26 protein-coding genes and 1 tRNA gene are annotated in these 23,622 nt (G+C 70.7%); 17 read left to right on the plus strand and 10 right to left on the minus strand.

The features are described from left to right. Window positions 1–214: 214 nt before the first annotated feature. Both AC4NMM_RS14295 and AC4NMM_RS14300 read right to left on the minus strand, forming a co-directional pair. Window positions 215–1,108: a bifunctional methylenetetrahydrofolate dehydrogenase/methenyltetrahydrofolate cyclohydrolase gene (locus tag AC4NMM_RS14295; protein ID WP_491924564.1), complete on the minus strand. Its 894-nt coding sequence runs from the start codon at window positions 1,106–1,108 to the stop codon at window positions 215–217. 93 nt (window positions 1,109–1,201) lie between these two features. Beyond that, on the minus strand, window positions 1,202–1,978 hold the full coding sequence (locus AC4NMM_RS14300; protein ID WP_096395456.1) for an aldo/keto reductase: 777 nt from the start codon (window positions 1,976–1,978) through the stop codon (window positions 1,202–1,204). 175 nt (window positions 1,979–2,153) lie between these two features. Between AC4NMM_RS14300 and AC4NMM_RS14305 the strand changes: the two genes are divergently transcribed. Next, entirely contained in the window at window positions 2,154–2,732 is a 579-nt protein-coding gene (locus AC4NMM_RS14305) for a hypothetical protein (protein ID WP_491924565.1), read from the plus strand. 1 nt (window position 2,733) lies between these two features. Here AC4NMM_RS14305 and AC4NMM_RS14310 read toward each other — a convergent pair whose 3' ends face one another. The 3 genes from AC4NMM_RS14310 to AC4NMM_RS14320 form a co-directional block, all read right to left on the minus strand. Further along, window positions 2,734–3,495 carry a hypothetical protein gene (locus AC4NMM_RS14310; protein ID WP_491924566.1) on the minus strand — a complete coding sequence of 254 codons (762 nt, stop codon included), beginning with the start codon at window positions 3,493–3,495 and terminating at the stop codon, window positions 2,734–2,736. 69 nt (window positions 3,496–3,564) lie between these two features. After that, a complete protein-coding gene (locus AC4NMM_RS14315; RefSeq protein ID WP_096395449.1) occupies window positions 3,565–4,245 on the minus strand; it encodes an HAD family hydrolase in 681 nt (226 codons plus the stop codon). A gap of 34 nt (window positions 4,246–4,279) precedes the next feature. Then, window positions 4,280–4,420 carry a hypothetical protein gene (locus tag AC4NMM_RS14320; RefSeq protein WP_172863964.1) on the minus strand — a complete coding sequence of 47 codons (141 nt, stop codon included), beginning with the start codon at window positions 4,418–4,420 and terminating at the stop codon, window positions 4,280–4,282. 126 nt (window positions 4,421–4,546) lie between these two features. Here AC4NMM_RS14320 and AC4NMM_RS14325 point away from each other — a divergent pair, with 126 nt between their 5' ends. Then, window positions 4,547–5,686 (plus strand): CBS domain-containing protein, encoded by a 1,140-nt coding sequence (locus AC4NMM_RS14325; RefSeq protein WP_096395447.1) that lies wholly within the window; start codon window positions 4,547–4,549, stop codon window positions 5,684–5,686. 132 nt (window positions 5,687–5,818) lie between these two features. On the opposite strand, the gene radB is transcribed toward AC4NMM_RS14325, so the two are convergent. Then, the gene (gene radB, locus AC4NMM_RS14330; protein WP_096395445.1) at window positions 5,819–6,526 is read right to left on the minus strand and encodes a DNA repair and recombination protein RadB; all 708 of its coding nucleotides are present in this window, start codon (window positions 6,524–6,526) and stop codon (window positions 5,819–5,821) included. 196 nt (window positions 6,527–6,722) lie between these two features. Then, window positions 6,723–6,929: a cold-shock protein gene (locus AC4NMM_RS14335; RefSeq protein ID WP_004595330.1), complete on the minus strand. Its 207-nt coding sequence runs from the start codon at window positions 6,927–6,929 to the stop codon at window positions 6,723–6,725. A 208-nt stretch (window positions 6,930–7,137) separates the two neighbouring features. On the opposite strand from AC4NMM_RS14335, the gene AC4NMM_RS14340 reads away from it, so the two are divergent. The 5 genes from AC4NMM_RS14340 (at window position 7,138) to AC4NMM_RS14360 (ending at window position 10,086) form a co-directional block, all read left to right on the plus strand. Further along, complete coding sequence (locus AC4NMM_RS14340; RefSeq protein ID WP_096395443.1) at window positions 7,138–7,896, plus strand: SCO family protein; 759 nt, start codon at window positions 7,138–7,140, stop codon at window positions 7,894–7,896. Continuing rightward, complete coding sequence (locus AC4NMM_RS14345) at window positions 7,893–8,432, plus strand: TlpA family protein disulfide reductase (protein WP_491924567.1); 540 nt, start codon at window positions 7,893–7,895, stop codon at window positions 8,430–8,432. The genes AC4NMM_RS14340 and AC4NMM_RS14345 overlap by 4 nt, the downstream gene beginning before the upstream one ends. Before the next feature lie 36 nt (window positions 8,433–8,468). Then, window positions 8,469–9,134: a cytochrome C biogenesis protein gene (locus AC4NMM_RS14350; protein ID WP_491924568.1), complete on the plus strand. Its 666-nt coding sequence runs from the start codon at window positions 8,469–8,471 to the stop codon at window positions 9,132–9,134. 111 nt (window positions 9,135–9,245) lie between these two features. Then, window positions 9,246–9,902: an AIM24 family protein gene (locus AC4NMM_RS14355; protein WP_491924569.1), complete on the plus strand. Its 657-nt coding sequence runs from the start codon at window positions 9,246–9,248 to the stop codon at window positions 9,900–9,902. Window positions 9,903–9,924: 22 nt separating this feature from the next. Continuing rightward, complete coding sequence (locus tag AC4NMM_RS14360; protein WP_157745982.1) at window positions 9,925–10,086, plus strand: hypothetical protein; 162 nt, start codon at window positions 9,925–9,927, stop codon at window positions 10,084–10,086. A gap of 42 nt (window positions 10,087–10,128) precedes the next feature. Here the strand turns inward: AC4NMM_RS14360 and AC4NMM_RS14365 are convergent, their stop codons facing one another. Then, on the minus strand, window positions 10,129–11,484 hold the full coding sequence (locus tag AC4NMM_RS14365) for a sodium-dependent transporter (protein WP_491924570.1): 1,356 nt from the start codon (window positions 11,482–11,484) through the stop codon (window positions 10,129–10,131). 192 nt (window positions 11,485–11,676) lie between these two features. On the opposite strand from AC4NMM_RS14365, the gene AC4NMM_RS14370 reads away from it, so the two are divergent. Continuing rightward, complete coding sequence (locus tag AC4NMM_RS14370; RefSeq protein ID WP_096395433.1) at window positions 11,677–13,068, plus strand: NAD(P)/FAD-dependent oxidoreductase; 1,392 nt, start codon at window positions 11,677–11,679, stop codon at window positions 13,066–13,068. 68 nt (window positions 13,069–13,136) lie between these two features. Here the strand turns inward: AC4NMM_RS14370 and AC4NMM_RS14375 are convergent, their stop codons facing one another. Further along, a complete protein-coding gene (locus tag AC4NMM_RS14375; protein WP_491924571.1) occupies window positions 13,137–14,273 on the minus strand; it encodes a M24 family metallopeptidase in 1,137 nt (378 codons plus the stop codon). A 173-nt stretch (window positions 14,274–14,446) separates the two neighbouring features. Between AC4NMM_RS14375 and AC4NMM_RS14380 the strand changes: the two genes are divergently transcribed. The 9 genes from AC4NMM_RS14380 (at window position 14,447) to AC4NMM_RS14420 (ending at window position 21,580) form a co-directional block, all read left to right on the plus strand. Further along, window positions 14,447–14,521, plus strand: a tRNA-Val gene (locus AC4NMM_RS14380). Window positions 14,522–14,635: 114 nt separating this feature from the next. Then, a complete protein-coding gene (locus AC4NMM_RS14385; RefSeq protein WP_491924572.1) occupies window positions 14,636–15,316 on the plus strand; it encodes a P-loop nucleotide/nucleoside kinase family protein in 681 nt (226 codons plus the stop codon). 100 nt (window positions 15,317–15,416) lie between these two features. Beyond that, window positions 15,417–15,701, plus strand: coding sequence for a translation initiation factor eIF-1A (locus AC4NMM_RS14390; protein ID WP_006628131.1), 285 nt, complete (start codon window positions 15,417–15,419; stop codon window positions 15,699–15,701). A gap of 236 nt (window positions 15,702–15,937) precedes the next feature. Further along, window positions 15,938–16,276, plus strand: coding sequence for a thioredoxin (gene trxA, locus AC4NMM_RS14395; RefSeq protein WP_491924573.1), 339 nt, complete (start codon window positions 15,938–15,940; stop codon window positions 16,274–16,276). Between the two features lie 86 nt (window positions 16,277–16,362). Next, window positions 16,363–17,505, plus strand: a complete 1,143-nt coding sequence (locus AC4NMM_RS14400; RefSeq protein ID WP_491924574.1) for an aminotransferase class V-fold PLP-dependent enzyme — start codon at window positions 16,363–16,365, stop codon at window positions 17,503–17,505. A gap of 90 nt (window positions 17,506–17,595) precedes the next feature. Continuing rightward, on the plus strand, window positions 17,596–18,156 hold the full coding sequence (locus tag AC4NMM_RS14405; RefSeq protein WP_491924575.1) for a class I SAM-dependent methyltransferase: 561 nt from the start codon (window positions 17,596–17,598) through the stop codon (window positions 18,154–18,156). 119 nt (window positions 18,157–18,275) lie between these two features. After that, a complete protein-coding gene (locus AC4NMM_RS14410) occupies window positions 18,276–19,379 on the plus strand; it encodes a DoxX family protein (RefSeq protein ID WP_096395407.1) in 1,104 nt (367 codons plus the stop codon). A gap of 85 nt (window positions 19,380–19,464) precedes the next feature. Then, window positions 19,465–20,751, plus strand: coding sequence for a phosphoglucose isomerase-related protein (locus AC4NMM_RS14415; RefSeq protein WP_096395405.1), 1,287 nt, complete (start codon window positions 19,465–19,467; stop codon window positions 20,749–20,751). Window positions 20,752–20,845: 94 nt separating this feature from the next. After that, window positions 20,846–21,580, plus strand: coding sequence for a CPBP family intramembrane glutamic endopeptidase (locus AC4NMM_RS14420; protein ID WP_096395403.1), 735 nt, complete (start codon window positions 20,846–20,848; stop codon window positions 21,578–21,580). A 613-nt stretch (window positions 21,581–22,193) separates the two neighbouring features. Here the strand turns inward: AC4NMM_RS14420 and AC4NMM_RS14425 are convergent. Then, complete coding sequence (locus AC4NMM_RS14425) at window positions 22,194–23,489, minus strand: DNA double-strand break repair nuclease NurA (RefSeq protein WP_096395401.1); 1,296 nt, start codon at window positions 23,487–23,489, stop codon at window positions 22,194–22,196. Between the last annotated feature and the right edge of the window lie 133 nt (window positions 23,490–23,622).

Below are 23,622 nucleotides of genomic sequence, written 5' to 3' on the forward strand. Positions count from 1 at the left end.
CGCTACGCGCCACGGAAAGCCGGCGGCGAAGCCGCCGGCGACACCGCAGGAACGAACGAAGTGAGTGACGAGGAGCGCAACGAGCGTGCGCCGCCCTGCCCGCTGGGGCTTTGGCGGTGTCCGTCGCCGATCCGCTATCGGTTATTTATAAAGGACCATTCAACCATTTATAAAAGCAACCGAGAGAACCGGTCGAGTCCGCAGTCTCTCGGTCTCAGTCCAACTCAACATCAACGTCGCGCTGGAGGCCGGCCGCCTTCACCGTATTATAAAGGAGCATCGCGCGCGTCATCGGCCCGACCCCACCGGGCACGGGCGTAATCGCCCCGGCGACCTCGCTCGCGGACTCGTAGTCCACGTCACCCACCAGCTCGTACCCCTTCTCCGTGTCCGCGTCCACCCGATTTATCCCCACGTCGATCACGGTCGCGCCCGCCTTCAGCATCGAGCCGTCGACGAACTCCGGGATGCCGGCAGCCGCAACGACAATATCGGCGCCCGCCAGCTTCGCCTCCAGGTCCTCCGTCCGGGAGTGACAGACCGTCGTCGTCGCGTTCCCCGTCGGCGACTTCTGGATCAGGAGGTTCGCCATCGGCTTGCCGACGATGTCGGAGCGGCCGACAACGACGGCGTCCGCGCCCTCGGTCTCCACGTCGTAGGCGTCGAGGAGCTTCTGGACGCCGTGCGGCGTACAGGGTTTAAATCGGGCGTCGCCCGCGACGAGGCGGCCGACGTTCTCCGGGTGGAAGCCGTCCACGTCCTTCTCGGGGTCGATCCGCCGGAGGACCGTCCGCTTGTCGACGTGGTCCGGGAGGGGAAGCTGGACGAGGATTCCGTGGACGTCGTCGCGGTCGTTGAGGTCGTCGATGGTCTCGTACAGCTCGCTCGCGGGCGCGTCGGCGTCGATCTCGACGTGGAAGCTCTCGATGCCGACCTCCTCGCAGTCGCGCTGCTTCATCGAGACGTACGTCTCGCTGGCCGGGTCGTCGCTCATCAGCACCGTGGCGAGCCCCGGCTCGACGCCGGCGTCGGACAGCCGCGCCACCTCGTCGGCGACCGCGTCCCGCACGTCGGCCGCGACCGCCTCCCCGTCGATGATCTCTGTCATGTGCGACCGTCGTCGCCCCCGCGATAAAAATGACGCGGGATCGTGGTGATCGAGCGCAGTTTATTCCCAATCTGATCCAAGAATGCGGATCGTCTACTCCGGGAACAGCTCTTCTTCGCGCTCGACCGCGTCGATCGCGGCGACCTCCGCGTCGGTGAGTTCGAGGTCGGCCGCCGCGAGGTTGGCTCGGAGGTGTTCCTCGGTCGACGCCTTCGGGATCGTCACAACCGGTTCCTTCGCGGTCGCCCACGCGATCGCGACCGCCTCGGGCGTCGTCCCGTGCGCGTCTGCGACCTCGACGACCGGATCCACGTCGCGCACTCGCCCGCCGGCCAGCGGCGAGTAGGCGACGACCAGATAGCCGTGTTCGCGGGCGTGATCGAGCAGTTCCGATTTATAAAAGAGCGGATGAAGCTCCGTCTGGTGGGCCGCAGGCGGCCGCCCGAGGACGTCGACCGCGCGGTCGAGGTCCGCGAGCTCGAAGTTCGAGACGCCGACCCCGCCGACGAGCCCCTCGTCGACCAGCCGGTCGAGGGCGGGAAGCGTCGCCTCGGGGTCGTAGTCGCCCCGAGGCCGGTGGACGTACAGCAGGTCGAGCGCGTCGACCCCTAGTCGGTCCGCGCTCTCGCGGGCGGCGGGCGCGACCGCGTCGGCGGCGAGGTCGTCGGTCCACAGCTTCGTCGCGACGGTCACGTCCTCGCGGTCGAGCTCCTCCCCGGCCAGCGCGGCGGCGATCCCCTCGCCGACGACCGCCTCGTTGCCGTAGATCCGGGCGGTGTCGAGGTGGCGGTAGCCGACCGAGAGCGCGGTCGCGACCGGATCGGGGTCGTCGATCCCCATCGTTCCGAGGCCGACGGGCGGCAAGTCCATGATGCCCCCTGACTCGCCGGCGGACAAAAGCCCCCGGCTTCGCCGCCGCTCTCGGCCGCGCCCGGCGAGCGAATTTAAGTGATTCGCGGCGAAAACTCGTATATCCCTCCATGGCGCCGAAACGTTCCGCTCGGTATCCCTCCGCGTCGGACCGCCCGGAGTCGGCGAGACCCCGATGAGCCGCACCGGCGCGTGGTCGTTCGCGACGGTCGGCGGTCGGGTCCGGGTCGCCCCCGACGAGATCCGGGTCCGGCGCGGGGTCGCCGACGCCCTCCGCGGCGTTCCGCGGGCGCTCGCGGCCGGACGGATCCCGCCGACGCTCCGCGAGGTCGGCTGGTCGGGCGTCGGCGCCGCGCTCGCGCTCGGCGGGCTGGTCCCGAATCTGCTGTGGAACGACGTCGGCGCGCTCGGCGCCGGTGACATCCTCGTCGCCGGCGTCGGTCTCCTCGCCGCGGTCGGCGGGGTCGCGGTCGAGGTCGCCCGCAGGCAACGGGTCGCGATCCCGCTCGACGCCGTCGACCACGTCGCGTTCGAGGCCGAGGAACTGGTGGTCGTGTACGACGGCGACGGGGAGGCGGACGGGGACGGCGAAGCCGACGAAAACCGGGAGGCTCTCCGGCCTCGCGACGACGAGGAGCGGGCGGACGCGGCGGTCGCGCTGCGGCTCCGTGGGGTCGATCTCCGCGGCGTCGACGACGACGAGCGCGTCTCCCGCACCGTCGTCGACGCGCCGGAGACGGAGCTCGTCCGGTGAGTCACACCGTCAGCGAGACCTCCCGCGCGACGGTCTCGTACCCCTGTGCCCCCATCACGTCGGCGTAGTAGCGCTCGGCGACCAGCGCCTGCGGGACGCTGCGGAGCCCGAACCGCCGCCGCGAGCGCAGTTCGACGTCGACGACCGTCCGGCCCGGCGACCCCTCGCCGGCCTCGCGGACCGCGACCGCGTACGCGCCCCACGGCCGACCGTCGAGCGCCCCCTCTATCAGGAAGCGCGCCGCCCGGTCGCCGTCGGCCGCGCTCGCGCCGGCCGGCGCGGAGGCGTCGATCGACGCGGACGAATCTGTCGGCGCGGAGGCGTCCACCGGTGCGTCGCTCTCGGTTTCGACGGCCAGCGAGTAGGTCCGGAGGCCGAGGAGGGACGGGTGCTCGTACGCCGTCCCAGAGTCCCCGGAGGCCGGGCGTACCTCGTCGGCGACCCCCCACTGGAAGGCGAGGACCGGCGGCGTCGCCGACGCGAACGCCTCGGCCACGTCCTCCGGGGGCGCGTCCGTCCGGAGCCGGGTCGCCCCGCTCCGGCGGAGAACCGGGGCGCGGAGCGCGACGGCGAGGACGAGGGCGACCGCCGCGCCGCGCCAGAGCGAGAACGCCGCGACCGCGGCAAGGAACGAGCCCACGGCGACCAGCGCGAGGGCCCAACTGGCGGCCCGTTCTGCGCGTCGATACCGCGAGACAGCGGCGTCGAGGGCGGTCTCGTCGACGTGTGGGCGGGCGTCGACGGGAGCGGAGGGCTCGGACATGGCCGTTGACTCGGCGGCACCGCAGTTCAGAATTTCGGTCGACGCGGTCGGCCGCGACGGCGGGCGCCCTCAGGCCGAGTCGTCCGACCCGGGGGCCCGCCCGCAGATGCTCACGAGGTCGTGGAGGTCGTCGATCTCGTAGGTCGGGTGACAGGAGAGCTCCGTCGACCGCCGGTGGGGACGGCGGATGAACGCCGAGTCGATGCCGGCGTTGTCGGCCGCGCGGACGTCCGACTCGTTGTCCCCGACGAACAGCGCCGTCTCGGCGCCGAGGTCTTCGAGGGCGCGCTCGATGTAGTACGGGGAGGGCTTCTTCCGCGAGAGGCTGGCTACCGAGGGCTCGCGGCCGTACGCGACCTCGAAGCGGCCCGCCAGCCCGAAGTGGTCGAGGAGCGCGTCGACGGTCGCCTGCTGGTTCGACGAGACGACGCCGAGCGAGGCGTCCAGCGCGCGCAACGCGTCGACGTCGTCGTACGGCGTCTTCTGGCCCTTCCGGGCGGCGTCGATCTGCGCCGCGGCCGCGGTCTCGTCCCTGACCCGCCAGAACTCCGTCGGATCGACGCCGTAGCGCTCGCAGATGTCCGTCAGGGTCGCGGGGTCGACGCCGACGGCGACGTCGTCGACGTGGGCGAGGTCCGGGTCCTCGACGCCGAGGCTCACGAACGCGTCCCAGGCGGCCTCGCGGAGCGTGTCGAACGGCGTCCGCCCGACCAACACCCCGTCGTTGTCGAGGACGACGGCGTCGTACACGCCTTCCTCTGTGACGGTAACGGGCAAAAAGGTTTCACACCCCGAACAGCCGGAGGAAGAGCCCGGCCAGCAGCGCGAGCGTGCCGGCGATCACGCCGACGAAGGGGATCGGAACGGGGAGCGGGATCACGATCAGCGCGACGCCGACGGCGATCAGCGCGGTCGAGAGCTTCACGCTCAGATTTCGTCGGCGACGCTCAAATACCTTCAGGCGGATTTCGGCGGTCGGACGAGACTCGCCGGCGGGCGCGACGACCCCCGCACTTTCAATACCCGGCCCGTCGAACGTTCGGACTGGACCATGAACATCTCTGATATCGCAGTGCCGGAGTACGTCGAGGTCGACGTCGACGAGCGGCTCGCCAAGGTCCGTTCTATCTTCGAGCGAGAGAACCCCAAAGGGATCGTCGTCGTCGAGGACGGCGAGTACGCCGGCGTCGTCGGCGAGAAGCAGCTCATGCGCTCGCGCATGGAGGACGACACGAAGGTGTCGGCGGTGATGAAGCCGGCGCCCTCCGTCGACCGCCACGAGGACGTCCGCGAGACCGCCCGGCTCCTCGTCGAGGGCGACGTGAAGATCGCCCCCGTCTACGAGGGCGAGAAGCTCTTCGGCATCGTCACGGTCGACCAGATCTTAGAGGCCGTCCTCGACAGCCTCGACGCGATCACCGTCGGCCAGATCGCCACCGAGGACGTGATCGGCATCGGCGAGACGGAGAGCGTCGGCCGCGCGATCAACCGCCTCCGGGAGAACGGCGTCTCCCGCCTCCCCGTGCTCGACGACGACGGCGACCTCGTCGGCGTCGTCACCACGAACGACATCGTGGAGTTCGTCGTCCGCGACCAGGAGCGGCAGGGCAGCGGCGACCGCGCCGGCGACATCGACCGCATGCTCGACATCCCCGTCTACGACATCATGTCGAGCCCCGTCGTCACGGCAGCGCACGACGAGACGGCCCAGACGGTCGTCGGGCGCATGTTCGACAACGAGGTGTCCGGTCTGGTCGTCACCCCCGAGGGTGCGGACACCGTCGCCGGGATGGTGACGAAGACCGACGTGCTGCGCGCGCTCACGTTCACCGAGGAGGACTCGATGGACGTCCAGATCACCAACGTCGACCTGCTGGACACGACCTCCCGCGAGCACATCGTCGAGTCCATCGAGCAGGTCGCGGACAAGTACGCGGACATGCACGTCATCCACGCGCACGTCCGGCTCCACGCCCACAAGGAGAAGCTCCGCGGCACGCCCCTGATCCAGTGTCAGATCCGCCTCCGCACCAACGAGGGCCAGGTCGGCGGCTCCGGCGAGGGGTACGGCGCCGAGCACGCCTTCCACGTCGCGCTCGACAAGTTAGAGCGGAACGTCCTCGAGATCAAGGGCGTCAACGCCGACGAGGAGTACCGCGGCCAGCTCCTCCGCAAGCTCGGCGAGCTGTGAGCCGGTAGGCGCCCGCCGGACCGGGCGCGACCGTCGCCTCGCACTCGACTGGTCTCGTTCGCTTCGCCGCAAGGATTTCGGTCCTCGTCTCCGCCCCCTTCACCGTCCGCTTCGCTCCGTTCCCCGGGACGTTCAGGCGTCGCTTCCCTCGGCGAGCCCGTCGCCGACGATCCGGAACGTCGCGGTGTCGCCCGCGGGCTTCGAGCGGTGTTTTTCCAGAGTCGCCCGACGGTTCCCGCCGCGGAACCGGTCGACGCGGACGATCGCGCCGGTCCAGTGGTTGAGGGTGTTGCCGCCGAGCGCGCGGTCGCGGTCGCCCTCGGGGTCCGTGAACACCTGGTTCGTGATCACGACGGCGACGTCGTGGCGCCGGGCGAGAGAGAGCAGGTGCGTCACCTGCTTGGCGACCTTGCGGAGCGACTCGCCGCCCTCGGTGTCGCCGGCGCGCTCCAGTCGGTAGAAGCCCGTCGCGGAGTCTAACACGATCAGCTCGACCTCCTCGGCGAGTTCCTCCGCGTCGCGGACCGCCTCGCGCTGGTCGTCGAAGTCGTACGCCTCCGAGATGACGAGCCGCGAGGCGAGCGCTTCGAGGGAGTCGTCGGCGTCGCCGCGGTCGAGCCGCCCCTCGGCCATCTGCTCGAACCGGTCGATCGAGAGCCCCTCCGTGTCGATGTAGAGCGCGCGGTCGCCGCCGCCCGCGACCTCGACCGCCGCGGCGAGCGCGAGGTTCGTCTTCCCCGCCGCCGGCGGCCCGTACACCTGCGTGACGACGCCGCGCTCGAAGCCGCCGCCCAACAGCTCGTCGACCGGGCGACAGCCGGTCGGAATCGGGTCGCTCACTGGAGAGGCTTCGCCCGCGCTCGTATTTAAAGGGTCGATCGCGTCGCTCGTCGGCGAACGGCGGTCGGCCGCGGGAGCACGGCCGCCGCTCGTCGGTGTGTGATAAGTGTGAAAGAAGCGGAGATAGGCGTCGATCGCGTCGAGCGACGGCCGAAATCCGGTAGTGCGTGCGGACGCGTCGTCCGCGATTCAGAGATTAGTTGCGGACGAGGTTCGTCGCGCGCGGTCCCTTGGGGGACGATTCGATGTCGAATTCCACTTCCTGACCCTCCTCGAGGTCCGGGCCGCCGACGTCTTCCATGTGGAAGAACACGTCTTCGTCGTCGTCGAGGTCGCCGTCGTCAGTCGAGATGAAACCGTAGCCGCCAGTGTCGTTGAAGAAATCAACCTTACCGTTTGCCATTGCGAATAAACGTACAGCCCGTTCGGGGATAACCCTTGCGAGGGTCACGGTACCACGGAGGTTCCGGACGTTCGTCTATCCGAGAAACCCCGAATACCGCCTCGTCTCTGGCCGCTACGGTCGATGTTCGAACGCTCCCGGTCGTGTTCACTGCGCGCCACCAGCCGCGGGGTTCATTTACGAGCGACCACGTAGGTCGGACAACGATATGGACCGCCGCCGCTTCCTCCGCACGCTCGCCGCCACCGGAGCCGCCGCCGGAACGACCGCCACGGCCGGCTGCGCCGGCGTCCTCGGCGAGTCCGGCGCCGAGGGAACGATCCTCGGCCCGCCGGAGATCGACCTGAGCGAGGCGTCTCACCCGAGCTACGGCGACGAGATGCCCGACTTCACCGTCCCCGACCCGATCGCGGGCGAGGAGATCACCGTCTCGGAGTTCGAGGGCGAACGCGCGGTGCTGTGGACCTCGTTTTACACCAACTGTCCGGACGGCGTCTGTCCGGCGCTCATCCTCCGGCTGCGGCGCGCGCAGGAGGTCGCCGCCGACCCGACGGAACGGAACCCGGGATATCCGTCCCTTCCGCTGCGGGTTCGCGAGTTCGTCGGGCCGGAGCCGTACGGCGACGAGGTCGCGTTCCTCCCCACCACGTTCGACCCCGAGCGCGACACCGAGGAGGCCCTCCGCGAGTACGCCGACCAGCAGAGCGTCGACCTCGACGCGGGCAACTGGCACTTCCTCCGCCCGGAGACCTACGAGCGGGCCCAGGAGATACACGACGAGAAGTTCGGGCTCGTGATCGAGAAGCAGCCGGCCGACGACATCGAGAACCTTGAGTACCGGTTCCCGCACTACGGGCTCATCATCCTCGCGAACAAACAGGGAATCGTCGAGCGCGCGTACCCGAGGGGGCCGGCCACCGACATCGAACGGCTCGTCGACGACGTTCAGCGGGTGGTCACGGCGTGAGGCGCCGACACCTGCTGGCCGGACTCGCGAGCGTCGGGGTCCTCGGCGGAGCGGGCGCTGTCGCGACAGGCGGGGTACCGGACGCGCTCGGCGACGCCCCCGAGCCGGTCGAACCGGTGACGCTCGACACGGTCGACGCCCCGGGCAGCCGCGACGGCGAGGTGACGATCCCGGCGCCCGATCGGCCGACGTTCGTCGACTTCTTCGCGACGTGGTGTAGCCCCTGCGTCGAGCAGATGCCTGCCCTCGCCGAGGCACACGACCGGCTCGGCGACGAGGTGCTGTTCGTCTCGGTGACCCCCGAGGACGTCGGCGGCTCGGTGAGCGAGGAGACCGTGGCCGACTGGTGGCGCGAGAACGACGGCGACTGGCTCGTCGCGGCCGACGTGACCGCCGCGCTCGCGGCGCGGCTCAACGTGGGCGGTTACCCGAGCGCCCGGGCCATCGACGCCTCCGGGCGCGTCCGGTGGGCGACCTCCGGGACGCACACCACCGAGGAGTTCGTCGAGGGAATCGAGCGGGCGCTCGACCGATGAGGAGGCGGGTCGAACGATGAACCGACGGGGCGACAGATGACCGACGTCTCGCTCGCGACCAACGTCCCGTTCGCGGTGACCGCGGGCGTGGCGACGTTCTTCTCGCCGTGCGCGTACCCCCTCCTCCCGGGGTACGTCGGCTTCTACGTGAACTCCGTCGACGCCGACTCCGCGTCGGTACTCGGCGCGGGGGCCCGCGGCGTCGCGGCCGCGGTCGGCGTGCTGGCGACGTTCGCGCTGCTCGCGGGCGCGACCGTCCGAGTCGGCTACTCGACGCTGTCGAACATCACGGTGTTCGAGACGCTCGTCGGCGGGCTGTTAATCGCCTTCGGGCTGCTCGTGGTCTCGGGCCGGATGCCGTCGGTATCGGTTCCCCTGCCCGAGCGGCGGTCGAGCGTGCTCGGCTTCGGGGTCTTCGGCGCGGGGTACGCGCTCGCCGGGGCGGGCTGCGTCGCGCCGGTGTTCCTCGGCGTCGTCGCCCGCGCGATCGCGCTCCCGTCGGAGACGGCGGCGCTCGTCCTCGCCGTCTACGCCGGCACCGTCGCCGTCCTGATGGCCGCGACCACCGTCGCGACCGGCGTCGGACTCGTCAGCAACGCCAACCGGGTGATGGCCCACGCGGGACTGCTGAAGCGGATCGCGGGCGCCGTGATGATCGTCGCGGGGATCGGCCAGCTGTACCTCTCCGTAGTCGTGTACTGACCGACCACGGCGCGGCCGATCGGTGTCGGACGTTCCCGAGTCTCCCGTAGATTCTTAACCGATACCGTGGAAGTTCGAGACAACCGAACCGAACGGTTCGGTCCCCGCACCATGAACCTAGACGAGTTCACCGCCGCGAACGCACCGACCGACAGCGCGGAACCGTTCCAGCGCGAGAACAGCTACACCTTAGACGTCGAGGTCGCCGGCACCGTGATGGCGAAGGCCGGCTCGATGGTGGCGTACACGGGCGATGTGTCGTTCACCGGCAAGGCCTCCGCGGAAGGGGGAATTACCGGCTTCCTCAAGGAGGCCGCCACCGGCGAGGGGACGCCGATCATGGCCGTCGAGGGCGACGGCCACGTCTACTTCGCCGACGACGGCAAGAAGGTCCAGGTGATCGAGCTCGGCGCCGGCGAGTCGATCACGGTCAACGGCGAGGACGTGCTCGCGTTCGAGGAGTCGCTCTCCTACGAGATCAACACCATCGACAGCCTCGCCGGCGCGCTCGCGGGCGGCTTCAGCAACGTCTATCTCGAAGGGCCCGGCTACGTCGCGCTCACCACTCACGGCGACCCGATCGTCCTCGAACCGCCGGTGGCGACCGACCCGAGCGCGACCGTCGCGTGGGGCGACACCTCGCCCGACGTGGAGGTCAACCGCAGCCTCTCGGACATGATCGGTCAGGAGTCGGGCGAGCGCTACCAGATGCGCTTCGACGGCGCCGGCGGCTTCGTCGTGGTCCAACCGCGCGAGGAACACGTCTGAGACCGTCCCGCCCCGACGGACGATGACCGACCGCCTCGATCCCGGCGACCCGGACGGAGGTCCGACCGAAGACCCCGACAGCGACGCGGACGACGACGCCGAGTCGGGGCCGCTCGGTCGGGTCAGGTCGGCAGCCGCGGACGCCGTCGGCGTCGTCGCCGACGTCGTCATCGAGTTCCTTTGAGTCGCGTTTCCGCTCCGACCGAGGCGTTGCCGCGGCCGGCTCCTACCGCGCCGCCAGCCAGCCTGCGAAGTCGACGGTGAGGAACTCGACGTAGTCGGCGATGCCGAGGAGTAACGAGACGAGAATGACGATAGCGACCGGGAGCCGAACGACCCAGATCCACGCGACATCGAGGCCGCCGACGTCCGCGATTCCTTTCCGGAGCTCCTCGCGGCCGATATCGGGGATGACCCAGCCGACGAACAGCGCGAGCAGCAGCGAGCCGAGGACGAGCAGGATACCGTACGCGAGCCCGTCGTACAGCCCGAGGAAGATCGTGTCAATTGTGACCGGTACCCCGAGCAGGAACACCGCGGCGCCCACTGCGGCCGCGGCCGGTACGCGAGCGACGCCGATCTCGTCCATGAGGTAGGAGACGAGCACTTCGAGGATGCTGATCGCCGAGGAGAGCGCGGCGATCCCGACCATGCCGAAGAAGACGGTTCCGAGGATTCGGCCGCCGGGGATCCCCGCAAACGCCGCGGTGAGACTGACGAATATCGCGCCGGGACCGCCGGTCCCCGGCTCGATGCCGACCGAGAAGAGGACGGGGAAGACGACGAAGCCGACGAGGACCGCGACGAGCGTGTCGAGCGTCGCGATGATCCCGGCGTCGGCCGCGAGGTTCCGGTCCTCGTCGAGGTAGGAGGCGTAGGTGATCATCACGCCCATCCCGAGCGAGAGAGTGAAGAACGCCTGCCCGGCCGCGGCCGGCAGGATCTCCGTCCAGTTCGCGGCGATCGTGCCGAAGTCGGGCGAGAGGTAGTAGCTGTATGCCGCGCTCGCCCCGTCGAGCGTGAAGCCGTACGCAGCGAGGCCGACGAGCAGGACCAGGATGGCGGGGATCATCACCTTCACGCTCAGTTCGATCCCGCGCCGGACGCCCGCGGCGATGATACCGACGACGAGCAGCATGAACAGGGCGTGGAAGACGAGCGTGTCGAGGCCGGTCGACACCGACTCGTACAGCGCGTCCGCGGCCGCCGGGTCGGCGACGGTGAACCCCTCCGTGATCCCGATGAGCGTGTAGCGGAGGAACCAGCCCGCGACGACGCTGTAGTACGAGAGGATGATGAACCCGGTGACGACGAACAGCCACCCGGCGGACGACCAGACGCCGCTGCCCAGCTCGCGCAGCGCGCCGACGGGGTTCCGGTCGGTCCGCCGGCCGATGACGAACTCGACGAGGATCGCCGGGAACCCGATCAGCGCGACGAACGCCAGATAGGTGATCAGAAACGACGATCCGCCGTACTGGCCGGTGATGAACGGGAACCGCCAGACGTTCCCGAGCCCGACCGCGCTGCCGACCGCGGCGAGGATGAACCCCATCCGCGTCGCCCATGTCTCGCGTGCCATTGGTGTCGGAGAGAGATCCTCAACCGTGTAAAAACGTGTCTCTCCGCCACTCTCTCCGGTAATCATCGAACGTGATCAATTGTCCACCAGTATTCCGAAGACGAGTTGGCGCCGAGGAGCCTCGGGGCGATTCCCGATGTCGGTCCGCATCGGGACCGTGAATTTAATAGCCGGACGGCAACCTCACGGGGTATGGAACGCGTAGACGTCGCGATCGTGGGCGGCGGGCCGGCCGGGTCGTCCGCGGCGCACGCGGCGGCGACCGGCGGGGCGGACGCGCTGGTCATCGAGAAGGGCGTCCCGCGGGCCGACCGCGACGGCCTCGGTCCGGACTCGACCGACGCGGCCGGAATACTGGACTACTGGGTGGACATCATGGGGATCCACCCCGACGAGTTCGACGACGGGGTCGTCCAGCGCGAGCTGAACCGCGCGGAGTTCCGCGGCCCCGACGAGGCCGCGACGCTCACCACCACCGGCATCGACTCCTCGTACGACAAGTTCGGGTACACCTTCCAGCGCGCGCGCTTCGACGACTGGCTCCGCGAGCGCGCAGAGGACGCCGGCGCCGAGTACCGCGTCGGGACGTCCGTCCGCGGGGTCGACACCGACCTCTCGGTGGCCCCGGGCGGCGACGACGAGCCGCGTCACACGCTCGAACTCGCCGACGGGGGGACCGTCGGCGCCGACTTCGTCGTCCTCGCCGACGGCCCGCAGCGCACCGTGACGAACCGGGTCCTCGACGAGTACCTCCCCGCGGACGCGCAGGCCTCCGAGCGGCTGGCCTCCCGCACCGCGAACCACATCGCCTACCAGGAGTACCGGCGCGTCCCCGAGGACGTGTTCGAGGCGGTCAACGACGCCATCGTCTTCTGGTGGGGCGTGATGCCGGGCGAGACCGCGTACCCGTGGATCTTCCCGAACGCGGACCGCGTCTGTCGGATCGGGCTGACGATGCCGATCGACCTCGACATCGACGAGGTCGACGCCTCGGAGTACGCGCTGCTCCGCGAGGACGACGAGTCGATCCCGCAGGGCGGCGAGTACATCCGCCGGCTGTTGGAGTGGCAGTACGGCGACGAGTACGACGTCGAGGAGGAGTTCCCGCTCGTCGAGGACGCCGGGAAGCGGAACGGGACGGAGACGTATCCGATCTCGTCGACCCGGCCGATCGATTCGCCGGTGGACGCCGGCATCGCCGTGGCGGGCGGCGCGATGGGCACCACCTCGGCGTTCCACGAGGGCGGCGACCACGTCGCCGTCCGCACCGGCGCGATCGCCGGCGGACTCGCCGCGGAGGGTGACCTGGCCGCGTACAACCGTCGCTGGAAGGAGGCGATCGGGGACGAGGTCGTCCGCAACGTGACGATGGCTGACATGGTCGCGGAGTACGAGCCCGACGACTGGAACCGGGTCATCGGCGCGGCCGACGCGATGCTCGCCGCCGAGACCGGCGACAGCCTCCTCTCGCAGCCGTACCGCTCCGGCTGGGAGTCGCTGAAGCTCATGCTCGGCTACAAGTGGAACAAGCGCCGGGTGAAGAAGGACTACGTCGGCATCGACGAGAGCGAGTACGTCTACTGACGCCGCGTTCGCGCGGCGCGGTGCGGCGTTCAGGCGGCGGCGGCGCGTCCTCCGCCGAGTCCGTCCCGTTACCGGATCACCGGCGCCGCCAGCTCGACGGGCTCGGCCTCGATCCCCGCGACGTCAACCGGTTCGACCTCGTGAGTCGGCCATCGGCCCGTCTTCGTGAGCCGTTCGGTCAGATCGGACGTGACGAGGTGGGTGTCTTCGCTTTTCGTGCCCTGAACCGTCGGATTCCACGCGTAGCCCATCGGCCGCCGGACCGCCTCGTCGCCGTCCGGGGTCGCGAACCACTCCCGGCCGGCGAATCCGGCGGCGCCGCCCTGGTGGTGGTTCTCCCACTCGTCCGCGAAGCCGACCGCGTCGTACGCCGCTTGGATGGCCTCGAAGACGTCGCCGGCGGTGTCGGGGGCGGCGTCCTCGGTACCGCCGTCCCGCGAGAGCGCTCCGGCCGCGGCGGCCTCGGTGGCGCGGACCGCGGTCGCCTCAACGCGCGCCGCGGCGCGGTGGCGCTCCTCAAACCAGTCGGGGGCGTCGAACGCGACGGTGCGCGTCATCGAGGCGTACAGCCCCGCGCGCTCGGCGGTGACCGACACGAGCGCGTAGTCGCCGAGGGCGGCGTCAGTCGGCGTGTAGTGACGGAACGCCTGCGCCCGGTCCGCGCCGCCGACGAGCACGACCGGCGTGTCCACGTCGCGGGAGGCGAGCGAGATGTCGATGCCGGCCGCGACCTCGTACTCGGGGTCCTCGGGTTCGAGGTTCCGACAGACGGTCTCGACGGCGGCCGCGACCTCGCGGCCCAGCTCGCGGTAGCGCTCGACGTCGTCGTCGGTGAGCGGCTGCCGGAGGCGGCTCCCGTCGACCGACTCGAAGCCGGGCACGTCGAAGTCGGCGGCCGCGGGCGCGGGCGAGCGCTCGGCGACCGCCTCGGCGAGCGAGCCGGTGTACCACGGGACCGACTCGACCGCGAACGCGTCCGGGAGCTCCTCGTCGGCGAGCCGGTTCGCCTCGATGTTGTCGGTGATCACGCGGAGGTCGCCGTCGTAGCCGGCGGCCGCGACGCCGGTCGTCGCGTCGGCGTCGACGACGTTGTCGCCGCCGGTGAGCCACGCGAAGCCGTTGGGGCGAGCGAACCAGACCGCTTCGAGCCCGCGTTCGTCGAGGTACGCGTCGAGCCTGTCCGTGCGGGCGGCGAGGTCGACCATACGAACGGACTGTCGGCGAGCGGGTAAAAACGGTCGAAAGCCTCGCGCGCCGTCGGCTTCGGGGGCCCGCCGTCGCCCGATCGGCGGGTGGTGACTCACCCCGCTCGGATCCCCGAAACGAAAGGTTCAATTACGTCCCCCGGATACGACGAAACGCGTCAGTAAGCCCCTGCGGGTTGGTAGTCTAGTCCGGTTATGACACCTCCTTGACATGGAGGAGGCCGGCGGTTCAAATCCGCCCCAACCCACTCCCATTATAAGTAAAACCGCACGGCTGTGAGCGACAGCCTCCCGTAGTGGCCGTCCGTCGGGAGGTGGCCGATGCGAAGTTTCTTTTACTTCACCCCGGAGGCTATGGGTAGATGAGTGACCGAGGCGGCCGAGCGTCGGACCGAACCGAATCCCCCGAATCAAGCGGTGAAACGGCGGATTCGCTCGCTCCGACGCCGTCGGCCTCGGTCGACGACGACGGGGCGTCGACCGGGCGGCTGGTCGTCGTCTGCGGGCTCCCCGGCGTCGGCAAGACGACCGTCGCCGAGCGGGTCGCGGCCCACGTCGACGGGCGGATCCGCCGGACCGACGTGATACGCAAGGAGCTGTTCGACGACCCCGAGTACACCGACGCGGAGACCGAGGCCGTCTACGCCGAACTCCTCGACCGCGCCCGCGAGGACATCGACGACGGCGGCGCCGTCGTGCTCGACGCGACGTTCGCGGACGCTCGGTTCCGCGCGGACGCCCGCGAGACCGCCGCCGCGGCCGCCGCCGAGTTCGACCTCGTCGAGGTCGCCTGCGACGAGGCCGTCGTCGAGCGCCGGATCGAGCGCCGCGACGGGATCAGCGACGCCGACTTCGAGATCCACCTCCGCTTCAAGGAGCTGTTCGACGAGGTGGCGACCGACCACGTCGTCGTCGACAACTCCGGCACGGAGGCGGAGACGTTCGCGCAGGTCGACGCCGCGTTCGGCGGGGGCGTGTCCGAGGCGGCGGACCAGCCCGCAGACCGCGACGACCGCTCGGCCCCGGTCACCGACGCGGAGTGAGCGTCGCCGTCCGCGGCACCAGTTTCGTGCGAACATATCGCGTGACGGGGGCACACACGCGTCTCCAATCACTTATACGGGCGAGCGCACTACTGGAGGTATGAGCGAAGAATCCGGGCGGAAGAATCTCCGCATGCCCAACGACGACGAAGTGTTCGCCGTGGTGACCGAGCACCTCGGCGGTAACCACGTTCAGCTGCGCTGCGCCGACGGCGTGGAGCGGCTCGGTCGAATCCCCGGCCGCATGAAGTACCGAACGTGGATCAGCGAGGGCGACGTGGTTCTCGCGGAGCCGTGGGACTGGCAGGACGAGAAGGCGAACGTCGAGTGGCGATACGAGGACGAGGACGCCGACCAGCTCCGCCGCGAAGGCCACATTCAGTAGTCGAAGTACCCGCGCCGCACCGCGTCGCCGCCGACTGTCTCCTTGCGATCTCTCTCCGCTCCGACACCGTCAGGTCCGGGGTTCGCTCGCTCGATCCGACGGAATTTTCGAACGCGGATAGCCACCGCACCGGCTCGTATCGCGACGCGCCCGGACGAACGGCGCGCGTCTTCTCCACCATAGTATTGTGAATACTATCCAAAACCATTATTACCGCGCGGCGCGTACGTCCGGGTATGAGTTCGACAGAAGCCGCACCCGGAGAGCCGATCCAGCTGACCGACGCCGACGCGTTCGACGAACACGTCGCCGACGGCGTCGTCCTCGTCGACTTCTACGCCGACTGGTGCGGCCCGTGTCAGATGATGGAGCCCGCCGTCGAGGCGGTCGCGGAAGACACCGACGCGACGGTGTTGAAGGTCGACGTCGACGTCCACCAGGCGCTGGCGGGCGAGTACGGCGTTCAGGGCATCCCGACCCTGCTCGTGTTCTCGGACGGCGAGCTCGCAGAGCGCATGGTCGGGGCGCAGAGCGAGCAGGCGCTTGCCGACGCGATCGGCGAGCACACCGCCTGAGCGCACCTTCGGGCATCGCACACGGAATCACCCGGGACGCGGTCGCCGATCGGCCAGTCGCGGCCCGAGTCGCCGAAACCGACACCATGAGAACGATCCAACTCGACGACGACGGTATGACCCCGAGAGAGCTCCGCGCGGACGTCCCGGCCCTCGGCGACGCGGCGTACTTCAACTTCGGCGCGCACGGGCCGAGCCCCGAGTACGTCGTCGAGGCGGCCGGGTCGTTCGTCGCGGACCACGAGTACGGCTCCGCGACGACCGATCCGTACGAACACGCGTTCGACACGTACGACCGGGTGCGCGAGCGGATCGCGGCGTTCGTCGGTGCCGACCCGGAGGAGATCGCGCTCACCGAGAGCACGACCGACGGAATAAATCGGGTCGCCGGCGCGATCGACTGGGAACCGGGCGACGTCGTCGTCCGGACCGACCTCGAACACCCGGCCGGCGTCCTGCCGTGGCAGCGCCTCGAACGCGAGGGCGTCGAGGTGCGCGTTGTCGAGACCGAGGACGGCCGCGTCGACCGCGAGGAGTACGCCGAGGCCGTCGCGGACGCCCGCCTCGTCTGCTTCAGCGCGATCACGTGGACGCACGGCACCCGCCTCCCGGTCGCCGACCTCGTCGAGATCGCCGACGACGCCGGCGCGTTCACGCTCGTCGACGCGGTCCAGTCGCCCGGTCAGGTCCCGATGGACGTACACGAGTGGGGCGCCGACGCGGTCGCCGCGGCCGGCCACAAGTGGACGCTCGGCCCGTGGGGAGCCGGCTTCCTCTACGTCGACCGCGACGCCGCGGCCGACCTCGCGCCGCGCGCGGTCGGCTACCGCGGCGTCGAGGACCCGACCGGCGACGAGATCGAGTTCAAGCCCGCGGCGGGCCGCTTCGAGGTCGGGACGACGACGGCGGCGGCCCACGTCGGTCTCGTCGAGGCGCTCGACGCGATCGACTCGGTCGGCCTCGACGCGATCGAGTCCCGGATCGAGTCGCTCACTGATCGGCTGAAGGCGGGCGTCCCGGACGATCGACTGCTCAGCCCGCGAGACTACGAGTCCGGGCTCGTCACGATCGACGTCGACGACCCGGAGGCGACCGTCGAGCGACTGGCCGACGACGACATCGTCGTCCGGTCGCTACCGCACCCGAACGGGATCCGCGCGTCGGTGCACGCGGTCTCGACGGAGGCCGAGATCGATCGTCTCCTCGACGTGCTGGAGTCCGAGTGGTGAGCCGCCGGCGGGGTCGCTCGATCCCGAGGCGGACGCGACCGCGCGCCGCTCGACCGGACGCGTTTTAGCGCTCGACGCACAAGACCGAACATGGGATTCCACACGTTCGACGCCGACGGCGCGGACCGCCTCGAGCGACCGGCGGTGCGGTATCGCTGGGTGTCCGCGGAGGAGGTCGTCGGTCCGTTCGCGGCCGGCGCGTTCGGCGTCCTCGCCGACCTCGGGAGCGGCACCGGTTTCTACACCGACGACGTCGCCGAGCACGCCGAGACGGTCTACGGCGTCGACGTCCAGTCCGAGATGCACGAGTACTACCGCGAGAAGGGCGCTCCAGACAACGTCGACCTCGTCGCGAGCGACGTCGCAGACCTCCCGTTCGCGGACGGCGAACTCGACGGCGCGTTCTCGACGATGACGTACCACGAGTTCGCGAGCCCGGAAGCGATCGACGAGGTCGCCCGCGTCATCCGCTCGGACGGACGGCTCGTCGTGTTCGACTGGTCGGCCGACGGCGACGGCGACCACGGGCCCCCGGTCGACGAGCGCTTCCCCGTGAGCGACGCGCGCGACGCGCTCTCCGAGGCCGGGTTCGACGTGGAGCGCGCGGAGACGCGGACCGAGACGTTCGCGCTCGTCGCGCGAGCGCCGTAGGCGGCGACCCCCTGACGCGGCTATCGAGCGGCTCGAAGAGGCGCAGAAACGACCTACAGGGTCGGATTCGAACGTTCGTGAAGAAATACCGTTAGGTGCGTTCGGCTCGTACGTGGGGTATGTCCGTTCGTCTCCGATCGGTCGCCGTCGCAGCGTTCGCCCTGTTCGCGACGCTCGTCGCTCGGCCGGCCGCGGCCCACGTCGACTACGTCACCGAGGACTCGGGCGACCCGCTCGACGCGGTGGCGTTCATCGCGGAAGTGCTGTCGGACCCGTTCAACGCGGCGCTGTTCGCGGGCTCCGGGCTCCTCGCGACCGCCGGAATCGGCGCGTACCTCTGGGTGCGCCCGACCGTCGTCGACGTCGTCGTCCTCCGCGAGAAGCTCGCCGGCTACGGCGACCTCGTCCCGTGGATGCTGCGGCTCGCCGTCGGGCTCCCCCTCGTCGGCGCCGGCTTCCAAGGGTACCTGTTCGCGCCGACGCTCTCGTTCGAACCGGCGACCAGCCCGCTGCTCCGCGTCCTCTTCATCGGGCTCGGCTTCTTCACCCTCTTCGGGCTCGCGACGCGGATCACCGCCGCGACCGGCCTGCTGACGTACGCGTGGGTGCTCGTCGCCGTCGACCCGCTCGTCGTTCTCGCCGTGGAGTACGTCCCGGTGCTCCTCGCGCTGCTCGTCCTCGGCGGCGGTCGGCCGAGCGCCGACGACATGCTGCTCGAGGTCGCCAGCACGCCGGGGTCGTACTACGGCCGGATCGACCCGGTCCACCACCTGAAGTCGTTCCTCGACGAGGCGACCGCCCCGCTCAGGCGGTACGTCCCCACTGTGCTCCGGGTCGGCATGGGCGTCTCGTTCGTCTACCTCGGCCTGATCCAGAAGCTCGCCGATCCGGCGAGCGCGCTACAGGTCGTCGAGAAGTACGACCTCACGTCGGTCGTCCCCGTCGACCCGGGGCTGTGGGTCGTCGGCGCCGGCGTTACCGAAGTCGCCGTGGGCCTCGCGCTGATCGCGGGCTTCTTCACCCGGGGCGCGGCCGCGCTCTCGTTCGTCCTGTTCACGACGACGCTGTTCGGGCTTCCGGACGACCCGGTCCTCGCTCACGTCGCGCTGTTCGGCCTCGCGTCGGCCGTCTTCGCGCTCGGCGCCGGCCCGCTCTCCGTCGACCGGCTGATCGGTCGCCCGGCGCTCGACGACGGCGAGGAACCGGTCGCGGCGGCCGACTGACGTTCCGGTCGCCGCGTCCTCGCCGCGGGGGCGGCGCTCGGCCCGGTCGGCGGTTTTTAAGTCGCTCTCGCGCGGTGAGACACGTATGCGCGTGGACCTCGGCAACGCCCTGGAGACGACCCCCGGGCTCACGACGGAAACGCTGGACAGACTCGACGACCGCGTCGCGGCCGCACACGAGCGGATCGCGGGCGGGATGGCCGACGACGAGTTCGGCTACGCCGCCCTGACCCTCCCCGAGACCGCGGACCCGGACGCGATCTACGCCGCGGTCGACGGGTTCGACCGCCCCGAGGCGGTGCTGACGGTCGGCATCGGGGGCAGCGCGCTCGGCGCGGCGACGCTGTCGAACGCGCTCGAAAGCGACGTGGACGCGTACGTCCTCGACAACGTCGACCCCGACGACACGCGGGCGCTGCTCGCCGACCTCCCGCTCGACGACACCGTCGTCAACGTCGTCTCGAAGTCGGGGACGACCGCCGAGACGCTCGCGAACTTCCTCGTCGTCCGCGAGGCGATGGCCGACGCGGGCGTCGACTGGACCGAGCGCACGCTCGTCACCACCGGCGAGGAAGGGAACCTCCGCCAGCTGGCCGACCGCCACGACCTGCCCTCGCTGTCGGTCCCCGATGGCGTTCCGGGACGGTTCTCCGTCCTCTCGACGGTCGGGCTCGCGGTCGCCGCGCTTCAGGGCCGCGACGTGGAGGCCGTCCTCGCCGGGGGGCGCGACGGGATGGACGCGCTCGCGGGGTCGCTGTACGAGTCGCCCGCGTACGCCTACGGCGCGGCGACGTACGCGCTCGCGGAGCGCGGCGCGCGCACCAACGCCGTGATGCCGTACGCGGAGTCGCTGGAGACGTTCGCGGAGTGGTTCGCCCAGCTGTGGGCCGAGAGCCTCGGGAAGGACGGGCTCGGGCAGACGCCGGCGCGCGCGCTCGGCGCGACGGACCAGCACTCCCAGCTCCAGCTCTACCGCGCCGGGCCGCCGGACAAGCTGGTGACGCTCGTGCGCCCGACCGAGCGCGCCGACGTACCGATCCCCGAGACCGACCTCAACGGGCTCGCGTACCTCGGCGGCTCGTCGCTCGGCGGGCTCCTCGACGCCGAGTTCGAGGCGACGGAGGCGAGCCTCGCGGCCGCCGGCGTCCCCAACGTGCGCGTCGAGATCGACCGCGTCGACGAGCGGGCGCTCGGCGAGCTGCTGTACGGGATGGAGGCCGCCTGCGTGCTGTACGGCGAGCTCGCGAGCGTCTCGACGTTCACGCAGCCCGCGGTCGAGTGGGGGAAGAAGGCGGCGCGCGGGCTGCTCGGCGGCGGCGACTTCGCGGAAGCCGAGGCGGTCGAACAGAAGCGCGAACTCCGGATCGACTGACGCCGCGGCCGCCGCCGGCGGGCCATCGCCGGTCCCTCGACGGCGCCGATCCCCTTCCGGTGCGCCTAAAGCCTCCCGAACCGTGGTCCCGGCAATGAGCGATGACCTCTCGGCCTCGGCGGTCGGCGAGCGGCTGTCCCGCGTCGCGAGCGCGCTGTTCGCGATCGTGTTCGCGCTCCTCGTCGCGAGCGCGATCACCGCGCCGGGGGCGGACCTCGCGGCCTCCCTCGGGCTGGTGTCGGAGGGGACGACCGGCCACCAGCTGCTCCGGACGCTGCTCCAGTTCGGCGGGTTCGCGCTCGCGGCCGTCGGCTACCTCGCGATAACCGACGAGTGGGAGATCGCCCGCGTCGCCCGACCCGATCGCCGCGAGGCCGCGATCATCGTCGGCGGCGGGGCCGTCCTCTTCGCGTTCCAGTACGGCGCGCTGTTCGCGCTCGACCAGCTCGGCCTCTCCACCGGACAGAACCAGGCCGTCGTCCCCGCGGGCGACCCCGTGGTCTACTACCTCGCGATGATCGCGGTGTCGCTCGCGGTGGTCGGTCCGGTCGAGGAGCTGCTGTTCCGCGGCGTCGTCCAGGGCGGCGTCCGGCGCGCGTTCGACGCCGTGCCCGCGGTGCTCATCGCGAGCCTCGCGTTCGGCCTGATCCACCTCCCGTCGGTCTCCGGAACGCCCGTCGAGCAGTGGGCGTACGTCGGCGTCGTGGTCGTCCTCGGCTCGGTCCTCGGCGCGCTCTACGAGTGGACGGACAACGTGGTGGTGCCGGGGTTGGTTCACGGCATCTACAACGCGGTCACCTACGCGGTGCTGCTGGCGCAGGCGCTCTGAGTGTGGGCGCGACTGATTCTGAAACGCGAACACTCCAATTGAAACGCTGCGGTGGCGCGTGCCGGCGAGCGCCCGCAGGGCGCGAGTCGCCCGCGCGAGGTCGCCGGGGGCCCGCGGCCCCCGCCCGCGGCGGCCGCGGCGCCCCGGCGCTACCCGCCGGCTGCCAGAGGGACCTTCGGTCCCTCGCTGGAGTCGCTGGCTCCCGGAGCGAAGCGGAGGGTGCCAGCGACGAGGCTGGGGAGGCGTGAGGCTGCTGTGCGGAGCGGTGCGGGGTGGGACTCAAAGGGGCAGTCGCCGGCGGCGGAGCCGCCAGCTGCCCGAGTCGCGTAGCGTCTCGCTGCCGCGAGGGCGAAGCACGGCGCAGCAAGGACCGCAGGGAGAGAGCGCTAGCGACCGAGCGAGGAACGTGGTTCGAGAGAGCGAAGCTCTCTCGTCATCACGAAAGGCGCGAAGCGCCTTTCGAACGACAGCAAGCCGCGCGATCCCTCGCGGCTGGGGCTTTGGAAGTGTTCGTCGTCGATCCGCAGTCGATCATTTATAAGTGAGTGCCTGGGGCTTTGGAGGAGCTCGCCGCCGATCGGGAATCGGCTATTTATAACCGATCGACGACAGGTTAGTACGTCTCTTTTCCCCACCGCAGGTCGTCGTAGGTGGCCTGCTGGTCGCTGCCGAGGCGCTCCTCGAACTTCCGGCGGAGCGCGGCCTTCTCGGTCGCCGAGATCCGCGCCAGCTCGTCCGCCTTCGCGACCGGCTCCGGCGGGCCGCGCGTCGCCGCCACCTCGGCGACGACCTGCCGGGTGAGCCGCTCGCGGGTCGCCGCGTCGCGGGTGAACGCGTACGGCGCCTCCAGCTTGTACGTCACGTCGGTCCGCGGGTCGTAGACGACCATGAACGTCGGCTCGTACAGCTCGGGGTCGAGCTCGCGCTCGACGCCGAGCGCGTCGCCGTCCGCGGCCATCGGCGCGTCCGCCCCGCCGCGGCTGCGGAACCAGGTGGTGAAGGTGAGGTCGTCGTCGAGGCGGGCGCCGCGGTCGGCGGCGGGGTCGTCACCGTCCGTTCCGACGGGTTCGGCGCCGTCACCCTGTTCCCGACGCTCCAGCAACCGGGTGAACAGCGCGGTGTCGTCGGGCCACGGCGACTCGACGCCGGCGCGCGAGAGCGCCCGGACCGCGGCCCCGCTCGCGGGATTTTTCACGAAGCCGGCGAGCGGCACGCCGCGCTCGGCGAACCGCTCGACGAGGCGCACGTACTTCTCGATCACCGCGCGGGGCTTCGCCTCGCGGGCGAGCGCGCCGAGCTCGGGGTCGCGGTCGGCCCACGTAAAGAGCTCCTTCGGGTAGATCGGGCCGTCGAGGACGAGCAGCTCGTCGACCTCGTCGGCGCGGTCGAGCGCGTGGGTCCCCTCCGCGAGGTACAAGGCGAGCGCGTGGACGACCCGCTCCGCGTAGCGGTTCACCCGCGGGACGTGGAGCACGCGCTGTTTGGTGTGGCCCTCGTCGCGGCGGGTCCACTCGCTGTCGAAGCCGGCGGTCGAGTCGCCGGCGTGGACGGTGGCGACGATGGTGCGGTCGCGGTGGAGGTCCAGGTCCGTCGGCGAGCTCGCCATCGCCGCGTGCGCGACGTCGACGACGAGACCGTTTTTAAAGGTCGTCGGGTTGATCGTCCCCGAGTCGAGGCCGTGGACGGTCTCGAACGGGCGCTCGGCGAGCGCGACGTCGTCGATGGCGGCCCGGCGGCGCTCGTGGTCGCCGAGCGCCTCGATCACGACGCGGCCGTCGCGGCGGAGCTCGGGGAGCCACTCGCGCCACACGCGCTCGGCGAGGTCGTCGTGGTCCGTCGCGTCCACGTCGCCGCCGATGCCGTACGCGAGCTGGGCGATGTTCTCGACGTGGATCGGATCGAGCGTCACGACCGTACGGCGGACCGGACGGATATAAAAGTCGTCGGCCGCGCCGGCCCCGCCCGCGCCCCCCCCCCCGGCCCGGGGGGGGCCGGGGGGCGGGCCCGGCCGCGCGGGGCGGGCGGTCCGTCGTCGTGGGTGA

The sequence above is a fragment of the Halorubrum sp. SD41 genome, from assembly GCF_058630335.1.

Bases quoted from the DNA above. Each gene is read 5' to 3' on its own strand.
- AC4NMM_RS14295 (WP_491924564.1), bottom strand. From the start codon at position 1,108: ATGACAGAGATCATCGACGGGGAGGCGGTCGCGGCCGACGTGCGGGAC.
- AC4NMM_RS14300 (WP_096395456.1), bottom strand. From the start codon at position 1,978: ATGGACTTGCCGCCCGTCGGCCTCGGAACGATGGGGATCGACGACCCC.
- AC4NMM_RS14305 (WP_491924565.1), top strand. From the start codon at position 2,154: ATGAGCCGCACCGGCGCGTGGTCGTTCGCGACGGTCGGCGGTCGGGTC.
- AC4NMM_RS14310 (WP_491924566.1), bottom strand. From the start codon at position 3,495: ATGTCCGAGCCCTCCGCTCCCGTCGACGCCCGCCCACACGTCGACGAG.
- AC4NMM_RS14325 (WP_096395447.1), top strand. From the start codon at position 4,547: ATGAACATCTCTGATATCGCAGTGCCGGAGTACGTCGAGGTCGACGTC.
- AC4NMM_RS14335 (WP_004595330.1), bottom strand. From the start codon at position 6,929: ATGGCAAACGGTAAGGTTGATTTCTTCAACGACACTGGCGGCTACGGT.
- AC4NMM_RS14340 (WP_096395443.1), top strand. From the start codon at position 7,138: ATGGACCGCCGCCGCTTCCTCCGCACGCTCGCCGCCACCGGAGCCGCC.
- AC4NMM_RS14350 (WP_491924568.1), top strand. From the start codon at position 8,469: ATGACCGACGTCTCGCTCGCGACCAACGTCCCGTTCGCGGTGACCGCG.
- AC4NMM_RS14355 (WP_491924569.1), top strand. From the start codon at position 9,246: ATGAACCTAGACGAGTTCACCGCCGCGAACGCACCGACCGACAGCGCG.
- AC4NMM_RS14360 (WP_157745982.1), top strand. From the start codon at position 9,925: ATGACCGACCGCCTCGATCCCGGCGACCCGGACGGAGGTCCGACCGAA.
- AC4NMM_RS14365 (WP_491924570.1), bottom strand. From the start codon at position 11,484: ATGGCACGCGAGACATGGGCGACGCGGATGGGGTTCATCCTCGCCGCG.
- AC4NMM_RS14370 (WP_096395433.1), top strand. From the start codon at position 11,677: ATGGAACGCGTAGACGTCGCGATCGTGGGCGGCGGGCCGGCCGGGTCG.
- AC4NMM_RS14375 (WP_491924571.1), bottom strand. From the start codon at position 14,273: ATGGTCGACCTCGCCGCCCGCACGGACAGGCTCGACGCGTACCTCGAC.
- AC4NMM_RS14385 (WP_491924572.1), top strand. From the start codon at position 14,636: ATGAGTGACCGAGGCGGCCGAGCGTCGGACCGAACCGAATCCCCCGAA.
- AC4NMM_RS14390 (WP_006628131.1), top strand. From the start codon at position 15,417: ATGAGCGAAGAATCCGGGCGGAAGAATCTCCGCATGCCCAACGACGAC.
- trxA (WP_491924573.1), top strand. From the start codon at position 15,938: ATGAGTTCGACAGAAGCCGCACCCGGAGAGCCGATCCAGCTGACCGAC.
- AC4NMM_RS14400 (WP_491924574.1), top strand. From the start codon at position 16,363: ATGAGAACGATCCAACTCGACGACGACGGTATGACCCCGAGAGAGCTC.
- AC4NMM_RS14405 (WP_491924575.1), top strand. From the start codon at position 17,596: ATGGGATTCCACACGTTCGACGCCGACGGCGCGGACCGCCTCGAGCGA.
- AC4NMM_RS14410 (WP_096395407.1), top strand. From the start codon at position 18,276: ATGTCCGTTCGTCTCCGATCGGTCGCCGTCGCAGCGTTCGCCCTGTTC.
- AC4NMM_RS14415 (WP_096395405.1), top strand. From the start codon at position 19,465: ATGCGCGTGGACCTCGGCAACGCCCTGGAGACGACCCCCGGGCTCACG.
- AC4NMM_RS14420 (WP_096395403.1), top strand. From the start codon at position 20,846: ATGAGCGATGACCTCTCGGCCTCGGCGGTCGGCGAGCGGCTGTCCCGC.